This window comes from Streptomyces sp. NPDC021093 (assembly GCF_044333135.1).
GTDB lineage: Bacteria > Actinomycetota > Actinomycetes > Streptomycetales > Streptomycetaceae > Streptomyces.
In genome coordinates, this window is sequence record NZ_JBIRQJ010000001.1 from 933687 (window position 1) to 950975 (window position 17289).

The window sequence follows — 17289 nt, forward strand, 5'->3', positions numbered from 1 at the left end:
CGGTCGTTCAGAGGGGGTTGGGTTCGCCCAGGGGGGCCGTGACGAAGGGGCCGCCGACGTACTCCGCGGCGGGGCCGGTGGGGGCGGGGGCGTTGATCTGGTCCGCGAACGATTCGGCGTTGTCCTGGGACGCGTAGCCCAGGGCCTCTGCTTCGGCGAGGGAGTAGATGCGGCGCGTGTTGTCGGAGACGCCCCAGATCAGGCGGTAGCCGGGTGACGGGGTGGCCAGGCAGGCTTCGAACAGGCGCGCGGCGTCGCCGGGGGAGAGCCAGGTGACCAGGCCGCGCGGTCCGAGGCCGACCGGGCTCGGGAAGCAGGAGCCGATGCGGACGACGATGACGTCCATGCCGAACCGTGAGTGGTAGAGGCTTCCGAGTGCTTCGACGGCCGCCTTGCTCACGCCGTAGAAGGTGTCGGGGCGGGCAGTGGAGTCGGCGGCCAGGCCCGTCCGGCCGGCTTCGTCGTTGCGCCGGAAACCGACGGCGTGGTTGCTGGAAGCCAGGATCACGCGCGGGACACCGGCCGCGCGGCAGGCTTCCAGGACCGTCCTGGTGCCGTGGACGTTGACGTCGAGGGTCTCTTCCCACGACGTCTCGCGGCTGTGCCCGCCGAGGTGGATCACGGCGTCGACGCCGGCGCAGGCCTCGGCCATCGCGGCCGGGTCGGTGACCGAGGCGGAGACCAGCTCGACTGCTTCACCCGCCTCCGCGGCCGGCTGGTCACAGAGGTCCAGCAGGCGCAGGATCCGGCCGTCTCGGCGGAGCCGAGGGCGCATCAGGCCGCCGACTATGCCCGCTGATCCGGTGATCAGGACGCGCTGGTCTGCCATCGGTGTTCTCTTTTCTCTGCGTACCAACAGGGGCAGGGGGAGAAATCAGCGAATTCCCGCGCGGCGCAGGCGTTGCCCGAGCTCCGCGGTGGCCTCGGCGAGCAGTTCGCCGACGTGCTCGGCGTCGTCGTCGGTGACCTGGTCGACGGGCATGGAGCAGCTCATCGCGTCGGTGGCGGGGATCCGGTACGGGATCACCGCGGCGACGCACCGCACCCCGAGGCCGCCTTCCTCGATCTCGGCGCCGTAGCCGCGCTCCCGGGTCAGGGCGCACTCGGCGTGGAGGGCTTCGACCGAGGTGATCGTGTTCGGGGTCAGCGCGGTCAGCGGGTCGCGCAGTACGGCTTCGATCTCGTCGTGCGTCAGCTCGGCGAGCAGTGCCTTCCCGAGGGCGGTGGCGTGCGCGGGAAGGGTCCGGCCGACGCGTGACACCAGGTGGGTGGACCTGACCGACTCCCGGGTCTCCAGATACACGACCTCCGCGCCGATGCGGCGGGCGTAGTGCGCGGTGAACCCGGTCTTCTCGCGGACGAGTTCGAGCGCTTCCGTCGCGTAGGGGACCACGGGGTCACGATCGAGATAGGCCGTGCCGCAGATCAGCGCCCGTACTCCGAGGCGATATCGCCCGGTGTGGGAGTCCACCTCCAGCCACCCGGCGTCGAGCAGTGTGCGGAGCAGTCCGTGCAGGCTCGACCTGGGGAAACCGGTACTCAGCTGCAGATCGGCCAGCGACAGCCAGACGCCGTTGGCCGCGAAGGTCTCCAACAGATCGATGGCGCGGCGCGCCGATTTGACCCCCGCCGGCTCGACGGCGTTCTCGCCTGCCGGGGTTCCCGCCTTCTGCGGCATGAGGTGCTCCTCGTCCAGCCGTTGACACGTACGGCACACCACATTAACGTCCCGGGACAGCATTCTCATGCATGAACCGCTATCACGTTAACAGACTCCATTCATGAATGTGAACCGCGAGAGGGGTCAGTGGTGCATCTCCTCGACTGGACAGTGGTGTGCGGCTACTTCGTGCTGATGGTGGTGATCGGCTGGTGGTCCCACAAGAAGGTCTCCAACGTCAGCGACTTCTTCACCGCCGGCGGCAGGATGCCCTGGTGGCTTGCCGGAATCTCCCATCACATGTCCGGCTACAGCGCGGTTCTCTTCGTGGCGTACGCAGGCGTGGCGTACACGAGCGGGATCACGGTCTACTTCTGGGGCTTCGCCAGTATCGGCATCGGAGTCGGCATCGGCAGCTGGCTCTTCGCCGCCAGGTGGAACCGGCTGCGCTCGAAGGTCGGCGTCGCCTCGCCGCTCGAATACCTGGCCAAGCGGTACGACGTCCCGACGCAGCAGGCACTCGCATGGAGCGGCAGCCTGCTGAAGATCTTCGACATCGCGGCCAAGTGGTACGCGGTGGCGACCCTGCTCAACGCCTTCGCCGGGGTCCCCTACCTCTGGGGCATCCTCCTCACCGGCTCGGTCACCCTCATCTACTGCACCGCCGGAGGTCTCTGGGCCGACGCGCTCACCGACTTCGGCCAGTTCGTCATCCAGGCCGTCGCCGCACTCGTGATGATCTGGGTCATCCTCGGCAAGCTCGGCGGTGTGTCCGGTCTCTGGACGATGTGGGCGAAGCTTCCCGAAGGCCACCTCGACCCGGCGACCTCCCGGTACACGACCGTCTTCCTCCTGGTCTACGTGCTGGTGAAGACGCTTGAGTACAACGGCGGCATGTGGAACCTGGCGCAGCGCTACATGGCCGCGCCGAACACCCGCGAAGCACGTCGCGGTGCACGGCTCTCGTCGGCCCTCTACCTTCTGTGGCCGCCGGTCCTGATGTTCCCGATGTTCGCGGCCCCGCTGCTCGTCCCGGGCCTGGGGGACCCCAACACCTCGTACGCCGTGATGACGATGACGTTCCTGCCGCCCGGCCTGATCGGTCTGGTGCTGGCCGGCATCTTCTCGCACACGATGGCGATGGTCTCCTCCGACGCCAACGCGATCTCGTCGGTGATCACCCGGGACATGCTGCCGGTGCTCTGGCGCCGGGCGAGGAGCTTCACCGAAGCGGAAGGCCTGCGGGTGGCCCGGACGGCCACCGTCCTGTTCGTCGTCCTGACGATGGTCGTCGCCACCCAGGCGCAGAACCTCGGTGGTGTGCTCCAGATCGTCGTGTCGTGGGTCGCGGCCCTGATGGGCCCGATATCGGTGCCCTTGTTGCTGGGCATGCTCCCCGCGTTCCGCAACTGCGGGCCGCGTGCCGCGCTGGTCTCGTGGGCGGGCGGGCTGATCGCCTACGCGCTCTGCTACTACGCGTTCGCCGCCAACGCGACGGTCACCGTCGCGATGCCGGTACTGGTTTCGCTGGCCCTCTTCGGCGGACTCGGTCTGCTCGCCCCCGAACGCAGGGAGTCGACCGACGAGATGATCGAACTGGTCGGCAGGGAGGACGACGACATCGCCGGTCGCGCCGGCAACACCCGCATGAGCGGAGCCAGTTCCCGCTCATGACCCTTCAAGAACGCATGCCCCTTCAAGCATGTCCCTTCAAGAACGCACGTCCTTCAAGCATGACCCTTCAAAGACGAAAGAGCGACAAGTTGATGGCACCGCACCACGTCGAGCTCGACGGCCTGCTCGCGTTTCCCCTCACCCCCTTCACCCACGACCTCGCCCTGGACCTGGACGCGTTCGCCGAAACGGTCGAGGGGCACGTGGCAGCCGGTGCCGGAGCACTGTTCGTCGCCTGCGGGACAGGCGAGTTCAGCGCGCTGGCGCCCGACGAGCAGGCCGCGCTCCTGCGCAGGGCGCGCGAAGTGGTCGCCGGCCGGGTGCCGGTCTGGGTGGGCGCCGGAGGCGGCGCGGCGACGGCACGGGCCGGGATCGCGGCCGCACAGGACGGCGGCGCCGACGGCGTCCTCCTCCTGCCTCCGTACCTCGTGTCCGGGCCGCCGTCCGGCCTCGTCGACCACGTGCGGTACGCGGTCAACGACTCGTCCGTCCCGGTCGTCGTCTACCACCGCTCCAACGGCGCGTTCACCCCGAGGTCCGCGGTGACGCTGCTCGACATCCCGTCCGTGGTCGGTCTCAAGGACGGCGTTGGCGACGTCGAGCTGATGACCAGGATCGTCACCTCGATCCGGAGTTCGGAGTCGCCGCGGGCCGAGGACTTCCTCTTCTTCAACGGCCTGCCGACGGCCGAGGTCTCGGCCCGTGCGTACAAGGCGATCGGGGTGGCCCGCTATTCGTCGGCGGTCCACTGCTTCGCGCCACAGATCGCGATCCGCTTCCACGGCGCGCTCGCGGCCGGGGACGACAAGGTCGTCGACGCGCTGCTGGCGGGGTTCTACCTGCCGCTGGTGGCGCTGCGGGACGAGACACCGGGGTTCGCGGTCTCGCTGGTGAAGACCGCCGCACGGCTGCGGGGCGACCGGGTCGGCGGCGTCCGGCCACCGCTCGTCGAACCCGGGGCGGAACAGATCGACCGCCTGGAAAAGATCGTCGAGGACGGCCACGCGCTGCTCTCCGCACTGGACGGTGTGCGCCGATGAAGATAGTCGACGTGGTCCTGACCCCGGTCGCGTTCCGCGACCCGCCGCTGCTCAACGCCATGGGCGTGCACGAACCGTTCGCGCTGCGCAGTGTGGTCGAACTGCGCTGTGAGGACGGCGTGGTCGGTCTCGGCGAGTCCTACGGCGACCTGGCCTTCCTCGATCAGGTGCGGAAGGTGCTGCCGGAACTGACCGGGCACGACGTGTTCGACCTGCCAGGCCTGCGCCGCACCGTGACGCGGGTACTGGGCGGGGCGGTGTTCGCCGACGAGCACGGCCTCACCGGCGGCTTCTCGGTGAGCAAGACCGTCGCCAGCGTCTACGCGCTGTTCGAGGTCGCCTCCTTGGACGCCCAGGGGCACTGCCTGGGCCGTCCGGTGGTCGACCTGCTCGGCGGGCGCGCACGGAACGAGGTCGACTTCTCCGCGTACCTCTTCTACAAGTACGGAGCGCACCTGGACGCCGAACAGGACGTCTGGGGCGAGGTGCTCACACCGGAAGCCCTGGTCGGCGAGGCGAAACGGATGATCGGCCAGTACGGTTTCAAGTCGATCAAGCTCAAGGGCGGCGCGCTGGACCCCGACCGGGAGATGGACGGGATCCGCGCGCTGGCCGAGGCCTTCCCCGGCCACCCGCTGCGTATCGACCCGAACGCGGCCTGGACGGTGGGGACTTCGCTCCGGGTCGCACGGGAACTGGACGGCGTCCTTGAGTACCTGGAGGACCCGACCCCGGGCATCGAAGGCATGGCGAAGGTCGCCGAGCAGGCGAGCATGCCGCTGGCCACCAACATGTGCGTGGTGCGGTTCGAGGACGTCGAGCCGGCGTTCCGGGCCGGGGCCGTCGGTGTCGTCCTCTCCGACCACCACTTCTGGGGCGGTCTGCGCGACACCCAGGCGTTGTCGAAGACCTGCGAGGCCTTCGACGTCGGGCTTTCGATGCACTCCAACAGCCACCTCGGCATCAGCCTCGCCGCGATGGTGCACGTCGCCGCTGCGACCCCGCATCTGACGTACGCCTGCGACACGCACTGGCCGTGGCGCGGCGTCGACGTCATCGCGCCGGGTGCGCTGGAGTTCCGCGGTGGCGCGGTGGCCGTGCCCGACAGGCCGGGCCTGGGCATCGAACTGGATCCGGACGCGCTGGCCAGGGCGCACGAGGACTACGTCCGTTGCGGACAGACCAAGCGGGACGACGTGACGTACATGCGGAAGTTCGTCCCCTCTTTCGAACCGAACACAGCACGGTGGTGACACGGTGCGCGTAGTCGGATACGCCTATCCGTGGGACGTCCTCGACGCACCCGGCTTCGTGGACCGTGCGCGGGAACTCGGGGTCGACGAAGTGGCCGTCGCCCTCTCCTACCACAGCGCCCGCGCCGCCACCCCCTGGTCGCCATCGGGCACTTCGGTACTCGCCCGGCACGCGGCGCTCTACCGTCCGGTGCGCGAGGACGCCTGGCGTGACGCCACGTTACGTCCGGCCGCACCGGACTGGGCCTCGGTTTCCGACAGTGCGGGAGACGCCGTCCGCGTGCTGAACGCGGCCGGTGTGCCCGCCGCCGCGTGGATCGTGCTCACCCACGACTCCCGGCTGGGTACGGAATTCCCTCAGTACGCCGTACGCAACTGCTTCGGCGAGAGCTACCCGTGGGCGCTGTGCCCGTCGCAGCCGGCGGTCCAGGCGTACGCGGCGACGCTGACCGCGGAGTGCCTGGAGGGGCTCGACGTCGCGTCGGTGATCCTCGAAGCCTGTGGCCAGCTCGGCGCGGTGCACCAGCACCAGCACGAGAAGACCGAAGGCGTCTGGTCTCCCGCCGTTGCGCGGCTGATCTCGGTGTGCTGCTGCACGGCCTGCGCCGACGGCTGGGCCGAGTCCGGTGCGAAAGCCGAAGACGTCCGCGACGCCCTGCGGGCCGAGGTCCGTCGCCTGGTGGACGGTGCCGATCTCTCCACCACCGAGGACGAGCTGCCCGCCGAGCTGAGGACCACGATCCTCGGAACCCGGCAGCGGGGCACCGACCGGCTTCGGCGCGGTGTGCTCGCCGCGATCGGGCCCGGCACCAGGGTCGTCCTGCACGGCGCGCTCGACCCCTGGGCGACCGGGGCACTTCCCGGCCTGACCCCGGCCGCGGCCGCCGACGTCGATGCCGTGGTGCTGCAGAACTGGGCACCCGGCCGGGCAAGTGTCGACGCCGTCGCGCAGGCCCGGCAGCAGCTTCCGTCCACCGTGGACGTCGGCAGCTACGTCACCGCGGTGGCGGCTGGCCCGGTCCCCGACATGCTGGCCTACGTCACGGAACTGGCCGAGGCCGGCGCCGCCGAACTGCACCTCTACCACCTCGGGTTGGCCGGTCCCGGCCGCCTGGAGGACATGCGCGCCGCCACGGACGTGGCGCACGCTTCGCGAAGGAAGGGCTCATGACCCAGGACACCGATTCCGCCACCTTGGAGCGCGTGCTCGTCGGCGCCGCGGCAGCGGCCGGACCGGCAGCCGCCGCGACCCCCGCCGAGCGCGCGGCCCGGCTGATCGCCGTCGCCGACGCGCTCGACGACGCGGCCGAGGAACTCATCGCCCTGGCAGCGGCCGAGACGCACCTGCCGCCCGCACCGCGGCTGACGGGCGAGCTCGCCAGGACGACGTTCCAACTGCGCCTGTTCGCCGGTGAGCTCGACGAGGGGCACTTCCTCGGAGCCACGATCGACCATGCGGACGCCGCGTGGCCGATGGGTGCGCGTCCCGACATCCGGCGGCTGCTGATTCCGGTCGGCCCGGTGCTGGTGTTCGCCGCAGGCAACTTCCCGTTCGCCTTCAGCGTCGCGGGCGGGGACACGGCGTCCGCGCTGGCCGCAGGCTGCCCGGTCGTCCTCAAGGCGCACCCGGGGCACCCACAACTGTCCGACAGGACAGGTTCGTTGGTGCACGAGGCGCTGGTCGCGGCAGGGGCGCCGGAGGGGATCCTCGCGGTCGTCCACGGAGTCGACGTCGGTGTCACGGCACTGCGTGACGAGCGGATCGCGGCGGCTTCGTTCACCGGTTCGGTGCCGGGCGGGCGCGCGTTGTTCGACATCGCGAACGGCCGCCCGCGCCCGATCCCGTTCTACGGCGAACTCGGCAGCGTCAACCCGGTCGTCGTCACACCGGGTGCGGTCGCCGCGCGCGGCGAGGCTGTCGCGAGGGCGTACGTGGGTTCGTACACCCTGGGCGCCGGCCAGTTCTGCACCAAGCCCGGCCTGCTCCTCCTGCCGGAGGGCCATGGCCTCGACGGCACGTTGAAGGAGGCCGTTTCCGCCGTCGCCGCCCAACCGATGCTGAACGAGCGCATCGCGGAGGGCTACACGCGCGTGCTGTCCGGGATCCGTGAGGTGCCGGGTGTCGAGGCGCTGGCGGAGTCCGTACAGGACGGTCCGGGGTTCACACCGGCCCTGCTGAGCATCGGCGGCAAGGAGTTCCTGGCCGCGGGCACGGGCGTGCACCAGGAGTGCTTCGGTCCGTCGTCGCTGGTGGTCACCTACGCCGACCGGGCCGAACTGGTGCGCCTGCTCGATGAACTCGAACCGGGACTCACCGCGACCGTGCAGGGCGAGACGAGCGAAGCCGAGCTGGTGCGCGGCCTGCTGCCGTCGCTCGTCAAGCGCGCGGGCCGGTTGCTGTGGAACGAATGGCCGACCGGAGTCACGGTCAGCTGGGCGCAGCAGCACGGCGGTCCTTACCCGGCGACCACCTCGCCGACGTCGACCTCCGTGGGCACCGCCGCCGTCGAGCGCTTCGTCAGGCCCGTTGCCTGGCAAGGCTTCCCGGACGCGTTGCTGCCGGACGCCCTGCGGGACGACAACCCGTGGAGCCTCCCGCGCCGTACGGACGGCCGGCGGACGGTACCCGGCCGGTAGAGGCCGTACGGAGTCAGGCCAGCGAAGCGGCGTGGGCGGGGTCGATGGCGTGCTGGAGCGGCAGGCCCTGGACGAAGCGGTGGAGTTCGTCGAGCACGAGCAGCCCGAGGCGGTGGCGTTCGGCGCCCAGTGCACCGGCGAGATGGGGCGTCAGGACAACGTTGGGAAGGTCGAAGAGTGGCGAGCCGTGGGCCGGGGGCTCCGGGTGGGTGACATCGAGTACGGCGGTGAGGTCGGGCCTGGCGCGCAGCACCCGCGCCGCGGCCGTCTCGTCGACGAGCGCGCCCCGCGCGGTGTTGATCAGCGTCGCGCCAGGACCCAGGGAGTTCAGCAGCCGTGCCCCGACCGTGCCGCGGGTCTCGGGCAGGAGCGGTGCATGGAGGCTGACGACGTGGCAGGTGGCGAAGAGTTCCTCGATGCCGATGAGCCGGACGCCCGCCTGCCGGGCGGTTTCCGGGGAGGCGACGGGGTCCGTGGCGCAGACGTCGACGTCGAAGCGGCCGAGATGGGCCGCGACGAGCCGGCCGATGTGCCCGAGCCCCAACAGGCCCACCCGCGACCGGTAGGCGCCCGGCACCGCGACGTCGCGCGGGTAGCGGCGGCTGCTCGCCACGTCCCGCGCGATGCGGTGCGTCTGCTTCAGTCCGAGGAGGACCTGGGCGAGGGTGAACTCCGCCACCGGGACGGCGTTGGCCGCGGCCGCGGAGACGATCGGTATGCCGCGCTCCCAGAAGGCGGGCGTGGTCAGGTGCCGGACGGATCCCGCCGCGACCAGGACGGCCCGCAGCCGAGGGGCGTGCCCCAGGAGGGCGGCGTCGAGGACGGGCGCGCCCCACCCCGTGAGCAGGACGTCGACCCGTCTCAGCACGGCGGGGTCCTCGGCGAGCTGCTGCCGGGTGAGGGGCGGTCCCTGCCGGTCCACCAGCCGGTCGATCCCGGCCAGTACCTCGGGCGGGTAGACGTCCGCCCGGCGTTCTTCCTCCATGACCAACAGGGCTGTCGGTGTCGGTACGGTGGTCGGCTCGTTCATGTCGGTTCTCCTCTGCCTGTTCACCGGCGGCCCGTCAGGCGGCCGGCCAGCGGCCTCTGGTCGGATGCGTGGGCAAGTGTCCGACCGGATGCCGCGGACCGGCGTGGCTTGTTGACCACTCGGGCCAGGCGACTCGCAGGGACCATACATCGGATCACTGGAATGTCATCGGCTGAAGTCCGGATGTCCGGTCCTCGCCGGATTGGCCTCTTTCGGAAATTGAATCCTCATATTCATCGGACTATTGACCGCTGAATCGGACCCCGTTACCGTCCCAGCAAGCGCTTTCTAGGTCAACTGCGCAGCAGCGAAACGGGAGTTGTCATGCAGAGATCGCGATGGATCGGTGCGGGTTTTCTCGCCTCGGCACTGGTCCTCACCAGCTGTACATCCGGGTCTGCGGGAGTGGATGCCAAGCAGAACTCCAAAGCGCCGCTGGAACTCTGGACCAGGACGACACCGGGCGGACCGGGGGAGCAGGGGACGCTCAGGCTCGCCAAGGCCTTCGAGAAGGCCACGGGCTTCAAGGTCAAGGTCACGGCCATCTTCGACGACTTCGAGACCAAGCTGCAGCAGCGGGCCGCGCAGAAGCACCTCCCCGACATCGTCATGAACGACGTGACGCAGCTCGGGGCGATGCACAGCCAGGGCCTGCTCCGGGAGATCGACCTGGGCAGGATCAAGAACAGCAAGGAGCTCATCGGCCAGGGGCTGGACTCCGGCAAGAGCGTGGACGGCAAGCAGTACGCACTGCCGTACTCGGCGCAGGCGTCCGCGCTGCTCATCCGCAAGGACTGGCGACAGAAGCTGAAGCTCGCCGCCCCGCGGAGCTGGGACGACTTCGCCGCGATGGCCAAGGCCTTCACCACCCGGGACCCCGACGGCAACGGCAGGCCGGACACCTCCGGCCTCGCCGCCCCGCTCTCCACCAAGCGCGGCTACGCCTCCTGGTACTTCTCCAACTTCCTGTGGGCCGCGGGCGGGGACTTCATCACCGAGGCCGGCAAGGGCACGTACCGACCGGCGATGACCGGCAAGGCGTCCGTCGAGGCCATGCAGTGGTTCCGTGACCTCGGCTGCAAGGACAAGGCCGTCCAGCCGGGTTCCGTGACCATGGACACCCCGCCGACGAACGAGACGTTCGAGGCGGGCAAGGCCGGCATGTACGTCGTCGGCCCGTACATGCTGCCGCGGTTCGACGAGAGCCTCGGCAAGGACAAGTACGAGGTCGTGCCCATGCCCAAGGGGCCGAAGGACGCCACCGTCCTCGCCGAGGGCGGTTCCGTCTACCTGATGGCCGGCTCCGAGAACCGGGTCGGCCAGGACGCCTTCGCCGACTTCGCCGTCTCCGACCAGGGCCAGAAGATCGGGATGGCGGGCGACACCGGCTTCGTCGTACAGCTCCCCGTCAACAAGACGGTGAACATCTCCCAGGTCCGTCCCGACCCCCGCTGGAAGACCTACTCCGAGGTGTACCGGGATTCCGGGCGCTACGCGCCTTCCATCCCGAACTGGACCCCGGTGCGGCAGGCGACGGCGGACACCGTGAACGCGCTGATGGCCGACTGCGGCCTGGACATCAAGGCCAAGCTGGGTGAGCTCGACAAGCAGCTCGCCGGCATTCTCAAGGAGCAGGGGATCGCCGCGTCATGAGCCTCGACCAGGCCGACCCGGCCGCTCCTCCGGCGGCCGGCCCTGCCACCCGCGCAGCGGGCCGCCGGGGCAGAGGGGCCGCCGGCCGCCGGAGGAACGGCCGCAGGTCGGGCCGGTGGTGGACGCCCTGGCTGTTCCTCGCTCCCGCCCTGCTCCTCTTCCTGTACTTCAAGTTCATCCCCATGCTCAGCGCACTCACCATGTCCTTCCAGGAGGTTCAGCCCTACCTGGGAAACAGGTGGGTGGGTACCGAGAACTACGCCACGGTGCTCCAGTCACTCGGTTTCCGCGAGGCCGCGTGGCACACCGTCGTCCTCGCCGCCGGGCAGACGGCCGGCTCGATGGCTCTCGGCCTCGCCCTCGCGCTGCTGATGGAAGGGCAGAGCCGCCGCCTGGGATTCGTGCGCTCCGCGGCGTTCCTCCCGGTGGTGGTGCCGATCGCGGTCGTCGCCGAGCTGTGGCGGATCATGTACCACCCGACCGAGGACGGGATGCTCAACTCCCTCCTCGGCCTGGTGGGGTTCGGTCCCTCGGGGTTCATCAACGACCCCGACTCGTCGATGGCCTCCATCATGCTCACCGGCATCTGGCGGGGCGCCCCCTACGACATGATGATCTTCCTCGCCGGTCTGACGAGCGTGGACCGCGGTCTGTACGAGGCCGCCAAGGTCGACGGCGCGTCCAGGTGGCAGCGGGTGCGGTACGTGACGGTGCCCGGACTGCGCTCGGTGTTCTCGATCCTGTTCATCCTCGCCGCGATCCGTGGACTGCGGGTGTTCACCGAGGTGTTCCTGCTCACCAACGGAGGGCCCGACGGCTCCACCGAGGTCGTCATGACCCTCATCTACAAGCTCGGCCTTGAGCAGAACCGGCTCGGCGTCGGTGCGGCGGGAGCCGTCCTGCTGTTCGTCGCGACGCTGATCCTGACCGTCGTCGTCCAACTGCTGCGGCGGAGGGAAAGCAAATGACCGCGCCGACCAAGACGGTGCCGACCAGTACCGCGCCGACCGAGACCGCGCTGGGCCTGACCGAGAGCCGGAGCACCGGCGGACGGATCCTGAAGGCCGTCCTCTACCTGCTGGTCCTGATCGTCTTCGGCGGGCCGCTGCTCGCTCTGCTCGTCAGCGCCTTCGGCCACGTCAAGGACCCGACGCAGCTGAGCGTCATCCCCTCGGGGATCACGCTGGACAATTTCCAGGTCGCCTTCGACCAGGGCGTGCTCACGTACCTGCTGAACTCGTTCTTCGTGGTCGGCTTCGGGCTGCTGCTCCAGGTGACCGTGTCCGTCCTGGCCGGATACGCGCTGGCCAGGAAGGTATTTCCCGGGATGACGCTGGTGCTCGTCGCCATCCTGGCGACGCTGATGCTGCCCGAGGAGATCCTGGCCCTCCCGCTGTCCCTGATCCTCTCCGACCTGCCGGTCCTCCACTTCAACCTCATCGGCACACTGGCCGGAATGATCGTCCCGCTGGGCGCCTGGGGATTCTCCATCCTGGTGATGACCGAGTTCATGAAGGACGTGCCCCGGGAACTGGAGGAGGCCGCCCGCATCGACGGCGCCGGAGATCTGCGCATCTTCTTCCAGATCATCCTGCCGATGTGCAAGCCCGCCCTGGGCGTCATCGGGGTCTTCGGCTTCACCATGATCTGGGACCAGTACCTGCTGCCCCTCCTCGTCTCCGTCGACGCCTCTTCCTACACGCTCCCGCTGGCACTGCGGACCCTGCGGATCGACCCCGACGTCACCCCCGGCGTGGTGATGGCCGCCGCCCTGCTGGCCCTGCTGCCCTCCGTGATCGTCTTCCTGTTCTTCCAGCGCTCGTTCGTCAGCGGTCTGTCCTCCGGGGCCCTGAAGGGCTGACGCCGCACATCCAACATCCCCTGCGACAAGGAGCGATTCCCCATGCCCCCGCACACAGACACTCCGTCGGCGCACCCGTCCGGGGCCCCGGACACCGAAACAGCCCCGGACACCGAAACAGCCCCGGACACGGAAACAGCCCCGGACACGTCCTGGTTCAGCACCGCCCGGTTCGGCATGTTCGTCCACTGGGGCCTCTACTCCCTCGCCGCACGGCATGAATGGGTGAAGAACCGGGAGGAGTTGACCGACGAGCAGTACCAGGTCTACTTCGACCACTTCGCCCCCGACCGCTACGACCCGGTCCAGTGGGCCAGGTCGGCCAAGGCCGCGGGCATGCGGTACGTCGTCCTGACCGCCAAGCACCACGACGGCTTCTGCCTGTGGGACAGCGCCCTCACCGAGTACAAGGTCACCAACACCCCGCACGGCCGCGATCTCGTCGGCCCGTTCGTCGAGGCGTGCCGCGCCGAAGGGCTGGGGGTCGGCCTCTACTACTCGCTGATCGACTGGCACCATCCGTCCTTCCCCGTGGACGGCACCCATCCGCAGCGCGACGACGAGGAGTTCAAGGCGGCGCATGCCGACCGGGACATCCGCGACTACCAGCGCTATCTGCACGGCCAGGTCCGCGAACTGCTGACCTCGTTCGGACGCGTCGACTACCTCTTCTTCGACTTCTCGTACGCCGGGCGCACCTGGTGGGGCGGCAAGGGGCCCGACGACTGGGACTCCCCGCGACTCCTGGAGACGATCCGCGAACTCCAGCCGCACGTACTCGTCAACGACAGGACCGGCCTTCCCGGTGACTTCGTCACCCCCGAGCAGTACCAGCCCTCAGGGCCGATGACCGCCGATGACGGGCGCCCCGTGCTCTGGGAGGCCTGCCAGACGCTCAACGGGAGTTGGGGATACGACCGCGACAACCTCGACCACAAGAGCGCCGACCTGCTGATCCGGATGCTCGTCGACGGGGTGTCCAAGGGCGGCAATCTGCTGCTCAACGTGGGCCCCACCGGCCGCGGCGACCTCGACCCGCGCGATCTCGCGGTCCTCGGGGAGATCGGCCGGTGGACGGAACTGCACGAGAGGTCGGTCCGCGGCTGCGGCCCATCGCCGTACACCGCCCCCGCCGAATGCCGGTACACCCAGCGCGGCGACCGGCTCTACGTCCACCTGTTCGCCTGGCCGCTGCGTCATCTGCACCTGCCGGGCCTCGCAGGCCGGGTGCGTTACGCCCAGTTGCTGAACGACGCGTCCGAGATCGTCCGGATCCACATCGCCCCGGACCGGCCCGCGGTCAACACCGAGATGGGCGGACAGCCCGCCGGGACGCTCACCCTCCAGATCCCGGTCCGGCGCCCCGACACCCCCGTACCCGTCATCGAACTGTTCCTGGACACCTCGGCCGACGACGACACCGACAGGGCCGACGGCTGAGCCGGACCCCGGTCCACCTCCTTTCCCCCGGACCCCGGTCCACCAGCTCACGGAGGCATCATGCAACGCCGCACGTTCCTCAGAGGCACCGCGGCAGGGGCGGCGCTGGCCGCCGCCCCCGTCGGAGGACCGCTGACCGCAAGCGCGACGGCGGCCCCGGCGGCCGTCGGTTCACTGGACGAGCTCCAGGCCGCGATCGACCGGGCCCGCCCGGGGGAGCGGATCGTCGTGGCCGACGGCACGTACACCGTCCCCTCGGACCGGCCCCTCACCATCCGGAACAAGCGGGGCACCGAGCGCGCGCCCGTGACCATCGTCGCCAGGACCCGGGGCGGTGTCGTACTGAACGGCGAACAGAGCTTCGTCTTCGCGGCGTCCCGCCACATCACCCTCAGCGGCTTCTCCTTCCGGCAGAGCAGCACTCTGGACATCCCCCCGGACTGCTCGCACATCAGGCTCACCCGCAACGACTTCCAGCTTGCCGACATCGAGGGCCTGCACTGGGTGATGGTGCGCGCGGACGACAGCGAGGTCGACCACAACCACTTCCACGGCAAGAGCACGCTGGGCATCTACCTCGGTATCGAGGGCGCGGGCGAGGCGGAGATGGCCCAGCGCGTTCACGTACACCGGAACTACTTCTCCGACCACAGCTTCACCGGGGCCAACGGCGGGGAGCCCATCCGGCTCGGTGTCAGCCCCCGGGCGCTGTCCGGTGCCAAGGCGGTCGTGGAGTACAACCTGTTCGAGCGCTGCGACGGCGACCCCGAAGCGATCTCGGTGAAGTCCTCGGACAACACCGTCCGGTACAACACCATCCGCGACAGCTTCGGCGGGATCGTGCTGAGGCACGGCAACCGCAACCGGGTGGAGGGCAACTACGTCGTCGCCGGCACGGAAGGCGTACGGATCTACGGCAACGACCACGTGATCGTCAACAACTACCTCGCCGGTCTGTCCGGCCGCGCCCTGGTGATCGGCAGCGGTTCGGCGCGCGACCACGTGCCCGGCGAGACGCCCGACGCGCGGCGCGGCAACGACGCCGCCGACCGGGTCCTCGTCGCGTACAACACCCTGGTGAACAACCAGGTCACACTCTCCGGGGAGAGCCAGCGCCCGCACGAGCCGCGGGACGTCACCGTGGCCGACAACCTGCTCGTCGCGGACTCGGGTCATCTGGTCGCGATGGCGAACACCGTACGTTTCACCTGGTCGGGCAATCTCCTGTGGGGCGGAGCCGGCGACGGCAACATCCCCGCCGGCGGCGGCACCCGCATCGACCCGAAGCTGGTTCCGGGCCCGGACGGGATCGTCCGGCCGGCCGCCGACAGCCCGGCGATCAACGCCGGCACACTCCGGTGGCCGCCCGTCACCCACGACATCGACGGGCAGCCACGCGGCAGGGCCCGGGACGTGGGCGCGGACGAATACTCCCGGCGGGCACCGAGGCGCGCGCCGCTGACCTCGGCAGACGTCGGTCCGCGGGCCCGCTGAGCGCACCTCGTACGCACGCCGTACGCACCTCGTACGCCCCCCCACACCCGGCGGCGCGGAGTCCCCGTCCGCAACTTCCCCCCCCATCAGGAGGCACCATGCAACGACGCACGTTCCTCAGAAGCACCGCGGTGGCAGCACTCGTCGCCGTGCCCCTCGCTCCTTCGCTGTCGGGGAGCGCATCGGCGACCGAACTACCGGTCGCCTCCCTGGCCGAACTTCAGAGAGCGATCAACGGCGCCGCACCCGGTGACCGGATAGTGGTCGCCGACGGCACCTACACCGTGCCGTCGGGGAGCGCGATCAACATCTCCGGCAAGAACGGCACCGGTACCTCGCAGATCAGCATCGTCTCGAAGACCCCCGGCGGTGCCGTGCTGCGCGGCGCACGCGGCTTCGTCCTCAGCAATTCGAGCAACATCACCATCAGCGGTTTCTCGTTCCGCCAGAGCACCACGATGGAGATCCCGGCGAGCTGCTCGTCGATCCGGCTGACCCGCAACGACTTCCAGTTCGCGGACACCGGCGACCCGTACTGGGTCGTCGTGCGGGCGAACGACTCGAAGATCGACCACAACCACTTCCACGACAAGACCACCGCCGGCATCTTCATCGTCGTCGACGGCCCGGGCTCGACCGGCATGGCCCAGAACCTGCACATCTTCAGGAACCACTTCTCCGACCACAGTTTCACGGGGTCCAACGGCGGGGAGCCGATCCGGCTCGGAGTCAGCGGCCGGGCGCTGTCCGGTGCCAAGGCGGTCGTGGAGTACAACCTGTTCGAGCGCTGCGACGGCGCCCCCGAAGCGATCTCGGTGAAGTCCTCGGACAACACCGTCCGGTACAACACCATCCGCGACAGCCGCGGCGGAATCGTGCTGCGGCACGGCAACCGCAACCGGGTGGAGGGCAACTACCTGATCGACGGCACCGACGGAATACGCCTCTACGGAAACGACCACAGAATCGTCAACAACTACCTCAGCGGGCTGTCGGGCCGTGCGCTGGTGATCGGCAGCGGAACCACGCGCGACCACAACTCGGGCGAGACGCAGGACGAAAGGCGGGGCAACGACGCCTGCGACCGCGCGGTGATCGTGCACAACTCCCTGCTGAACAACACCGGCACGCTCTCGGGCGAGACCCGTAAGTACGAGCCGAGGGACGTGGTCGTCGCCGACAACCTGCTGGTCGGCAACTCCGGCAGTCTCGTCGCGATGGGAGCCACCACCCGCTTCACCTGGCAGACCAACATGGTGTGGGGCAGTGCCAGCAACGGCAACATCCCCTCCGGCGGCTTCACCCGGGCCGATCCCCGGCTCGTCCGGGGCCAGGACGGTGTCCTGCGACTGTCGTCGGGAAGCCCGGCCATCGGCGCCGCCACGCTGGGCAGCCCGGACGTGGCAGACGACATCGACGGGGACAAGCGCGGCAGCGCGCGCGACATCGGCGCCGACGAGTACGCGACAACTCCCGCTCTCCGGCACCCTCTCACCGCCGCGGACGTGGGCCCGAACGCAGCATGAGCGGCACCCGGGGACGGGGAC

14 protein-coding genes are annotated in these 17289 nt (G+C 69.7%); 11 read left to right on the top strand and 3 right to left on the bottom strand.

Annotation, left to right across the window (positions count from 1 at the left end; all coding sequences use genetic code 11):
* Positions 1 to 7 precede the first annotated feature (7 nt).
* Both ACH4SP_RS04215 and ACH4SP_RS04220 read right to left on the bottom strand, forming a co-directional pair.
* Positions 8 to 829 (bottom strand): NAD-dependent epimerase/dehydratase family protein, encoded by an 822-nt coding sequence (locus ACH4SP_RS04215; RefSeq protein WP_398409014.1) that lies wholly within the window; start codon positions 827 to 829, stop codon positions 8 to 10.
* A gap of 45 nt (positions 830 to 874) precedes the next feature.
* A complete protein-coding gene (locus ACH4SP_RS04220) occupies positions 875 to 1747 on the bottom strand; it encodes an IclR family transcriptional regulator (protein ID WP_398409016.1) in 873 nt (290 codons plus the stop codon).
* A gap of 63 nt (positions 1748 to 1810) precedes the next feature.
* On the opposite strand from ACH4SP_RS04220, the gene ACH4SP_RS04225 reads away from it, so the two are divergent.
* The 5 genes from ACH4SP_RS04225 to ACH4SP_RS04245 all read left to right on the top strand — a co-directional run bounded on the left by ACH4SP_RS04225 (position 1811) and on the right by ACH4SP_RS04245 (position 8264).
* The gene (locus tag ACH4SP_RS04225) at positions 1811 to 3334 is read left to right on the top strand and encodes a sodium:solute symporter family protein (protein WP_398409018.1); all 1524 of its coding nucleotides are present in this window, start codon (positions 1811 to 1813) and stop codon (positions 3332 to 3334) included.
* Positions 3335 to 3426: 92 nt separating this feature from the next.
* Positions 3427 to 4374, top strand: a complete 948-nt coding sequence (locus ACH4SP_RS04230; RefSeq protein ID WP_398409020.1) for a 5-dehydro-4-deoxyglucarate dehydratase — start codon at positions 3427 to 3429, stop codon at positions 4372 to 4374.
* The gene (locus ACH4SP_RS04235) at positions 4371 to 5627 is read left to right on the top strand and encodes a glucarate dehydratase family protein (RefSeq protein ID WP_398409022.1); all 1257 of its coding nucleotides are present in this window, start codon (positions 4371 to 4373) and stop codon (positions 5625 to 5627) included. The genes ACH4SP_RS04230 and ACH4SP_RS04235 overlap by 4 nt, the downstream gene beginning before the upstream one ends.
* Positions 5628 to 5631: 4 nt before the next feature.
* Positions 5632 to 6798, top strand: a complete 1167-nt coding sequence (locus ACH4SP_RS04240) for a hypothetical protein (protein WP_398409024.1) — start codon at positions 5632 to 5634, stop codon at positions 6796 to 6798.
* Positions 6795 to 8264, top strand: a complete 1470-nt coding sequence (locus ACH4SP_RS04245; protein ID WP_398409026.1) for an aldehyde dehydrogenase (NADP(+)) — start codon at positions 6795 to 6797, stop codon at positions 8262 to 8264. The genes ACH4SP_RS04240 and ACH4SP_RS04245 overlap by 4 nt, the downstream gene beginning before the upstream one ends.
* A 13-nt stretch (positions 8265 to 8277) precedes the next feature.
* Here the strand turns inward: ACH4SP_RS04245 and ACH4SP_RS04250 are convergent, their stop codons facing one another.
* The gene (locus tag ACH4SP_RS04250) at positions 8278 to 9294 is read right to left on the bottom strand and encodes a hydroxyacid dehydrogenase (RefSeq protein WP_398409028.1); all 1017 of its coding nucleotides are present in this window, start codon (positions 9292 to 9294) and stop codon (positions 8278 to 8280) included.
* Between the two features lie 324 nt (positions 9295 to 9618).
* Here ACH4SP_RS04250 and ACH4SP_RS04255 point away from each other — a divergent pair, with 324 nt between their 5' ends.
* The 6 genes from ACH4SP_RS04255 (at position 9619) to ACH4SP_RS04280 (ending at position 17268) form a co-directional block, all read left to right on the top strand.
* Positions 9619 to 10947 (top strand): extracellular solute-binding protein, encoded by a 1329-nt coding sequence (locus ACH4SP_RS04255; protein WP_398409029.1) that lies wholly within the window; start codon positions 9619 to 9621, stop codon positions 10945 to 10947.
* Positions 10944 to 11915, top strand: coding sequence for a carbohydrate ABC transporter permease (locus ACH4SP_RS04260; protein ID WP_398409031.1), 972 nt, complete (start codon positions 10944 to 10946; stop codon positions 11913 to 11915). The genes ACH4SP_RS04255 and ACH4SP_RS04260 overlap by 4 nt, the downstream gene beginning before the upstream one ends.
* On the top strand, positions 11912 to 12808 hold the full coding sequence (locus ACH4SP_RS04265) for a carbohydrate ABC transporter permease (RefSeq protein WP_398409033.1): 897 nt from the start codon (positions 11912 to 11914) through the stop codon (positions 12806 to 12808). Before ACH4SP_RS04260 ends, ACH4SP_RS04265 begins: the two co-directional genes overlap by 4 nt.
* A 42-nt stretch (positions 12809 to 12850) precedes the next feature.
* Positions 12851 to 14248 carry an alpha-L-fucosidase gene (locus ACH4SP_RS04270; RefSeq protein WP_398409036.1) on the top strand — a complete coding sequence of 466 codons (1398 nt, stop codon included), beginning with the start codon at positions 12851 to 12853 and terminating at the stop codon, positions 14246 to 14248.
* Between the two features lie 60 nt (positions 14249 to 14308).
* The gene (locus ACH4SP_RS04275) at positions 14309 to 15742 is read left to right on the top strand and encodes a chondroitinase-B domain-containing protein (RefSeq protein WP_398409038.1); all 1434 of its coding nucleotides are present in this window, start codon (positions 14309 to 14311) and stop codon (positions 15740 to 15742) included.
* A 98-nt stretch (positions 15743 to 15840) separates the two neighbouring features.
* Positions 15841 to 17268: a chondroitinase-B domain-containing protein gene (locus ACH4SP_RS04280; RefSeq protein ID WP_398409040.1), complete on the top strand. Its 1428-nt coding sequence runs from the start codon at positions 15841 to 15843 to the stop codon at positions 17266 to 17268.
* Positions 17269 to 17289: the final 21 nt, after the last annotated feature.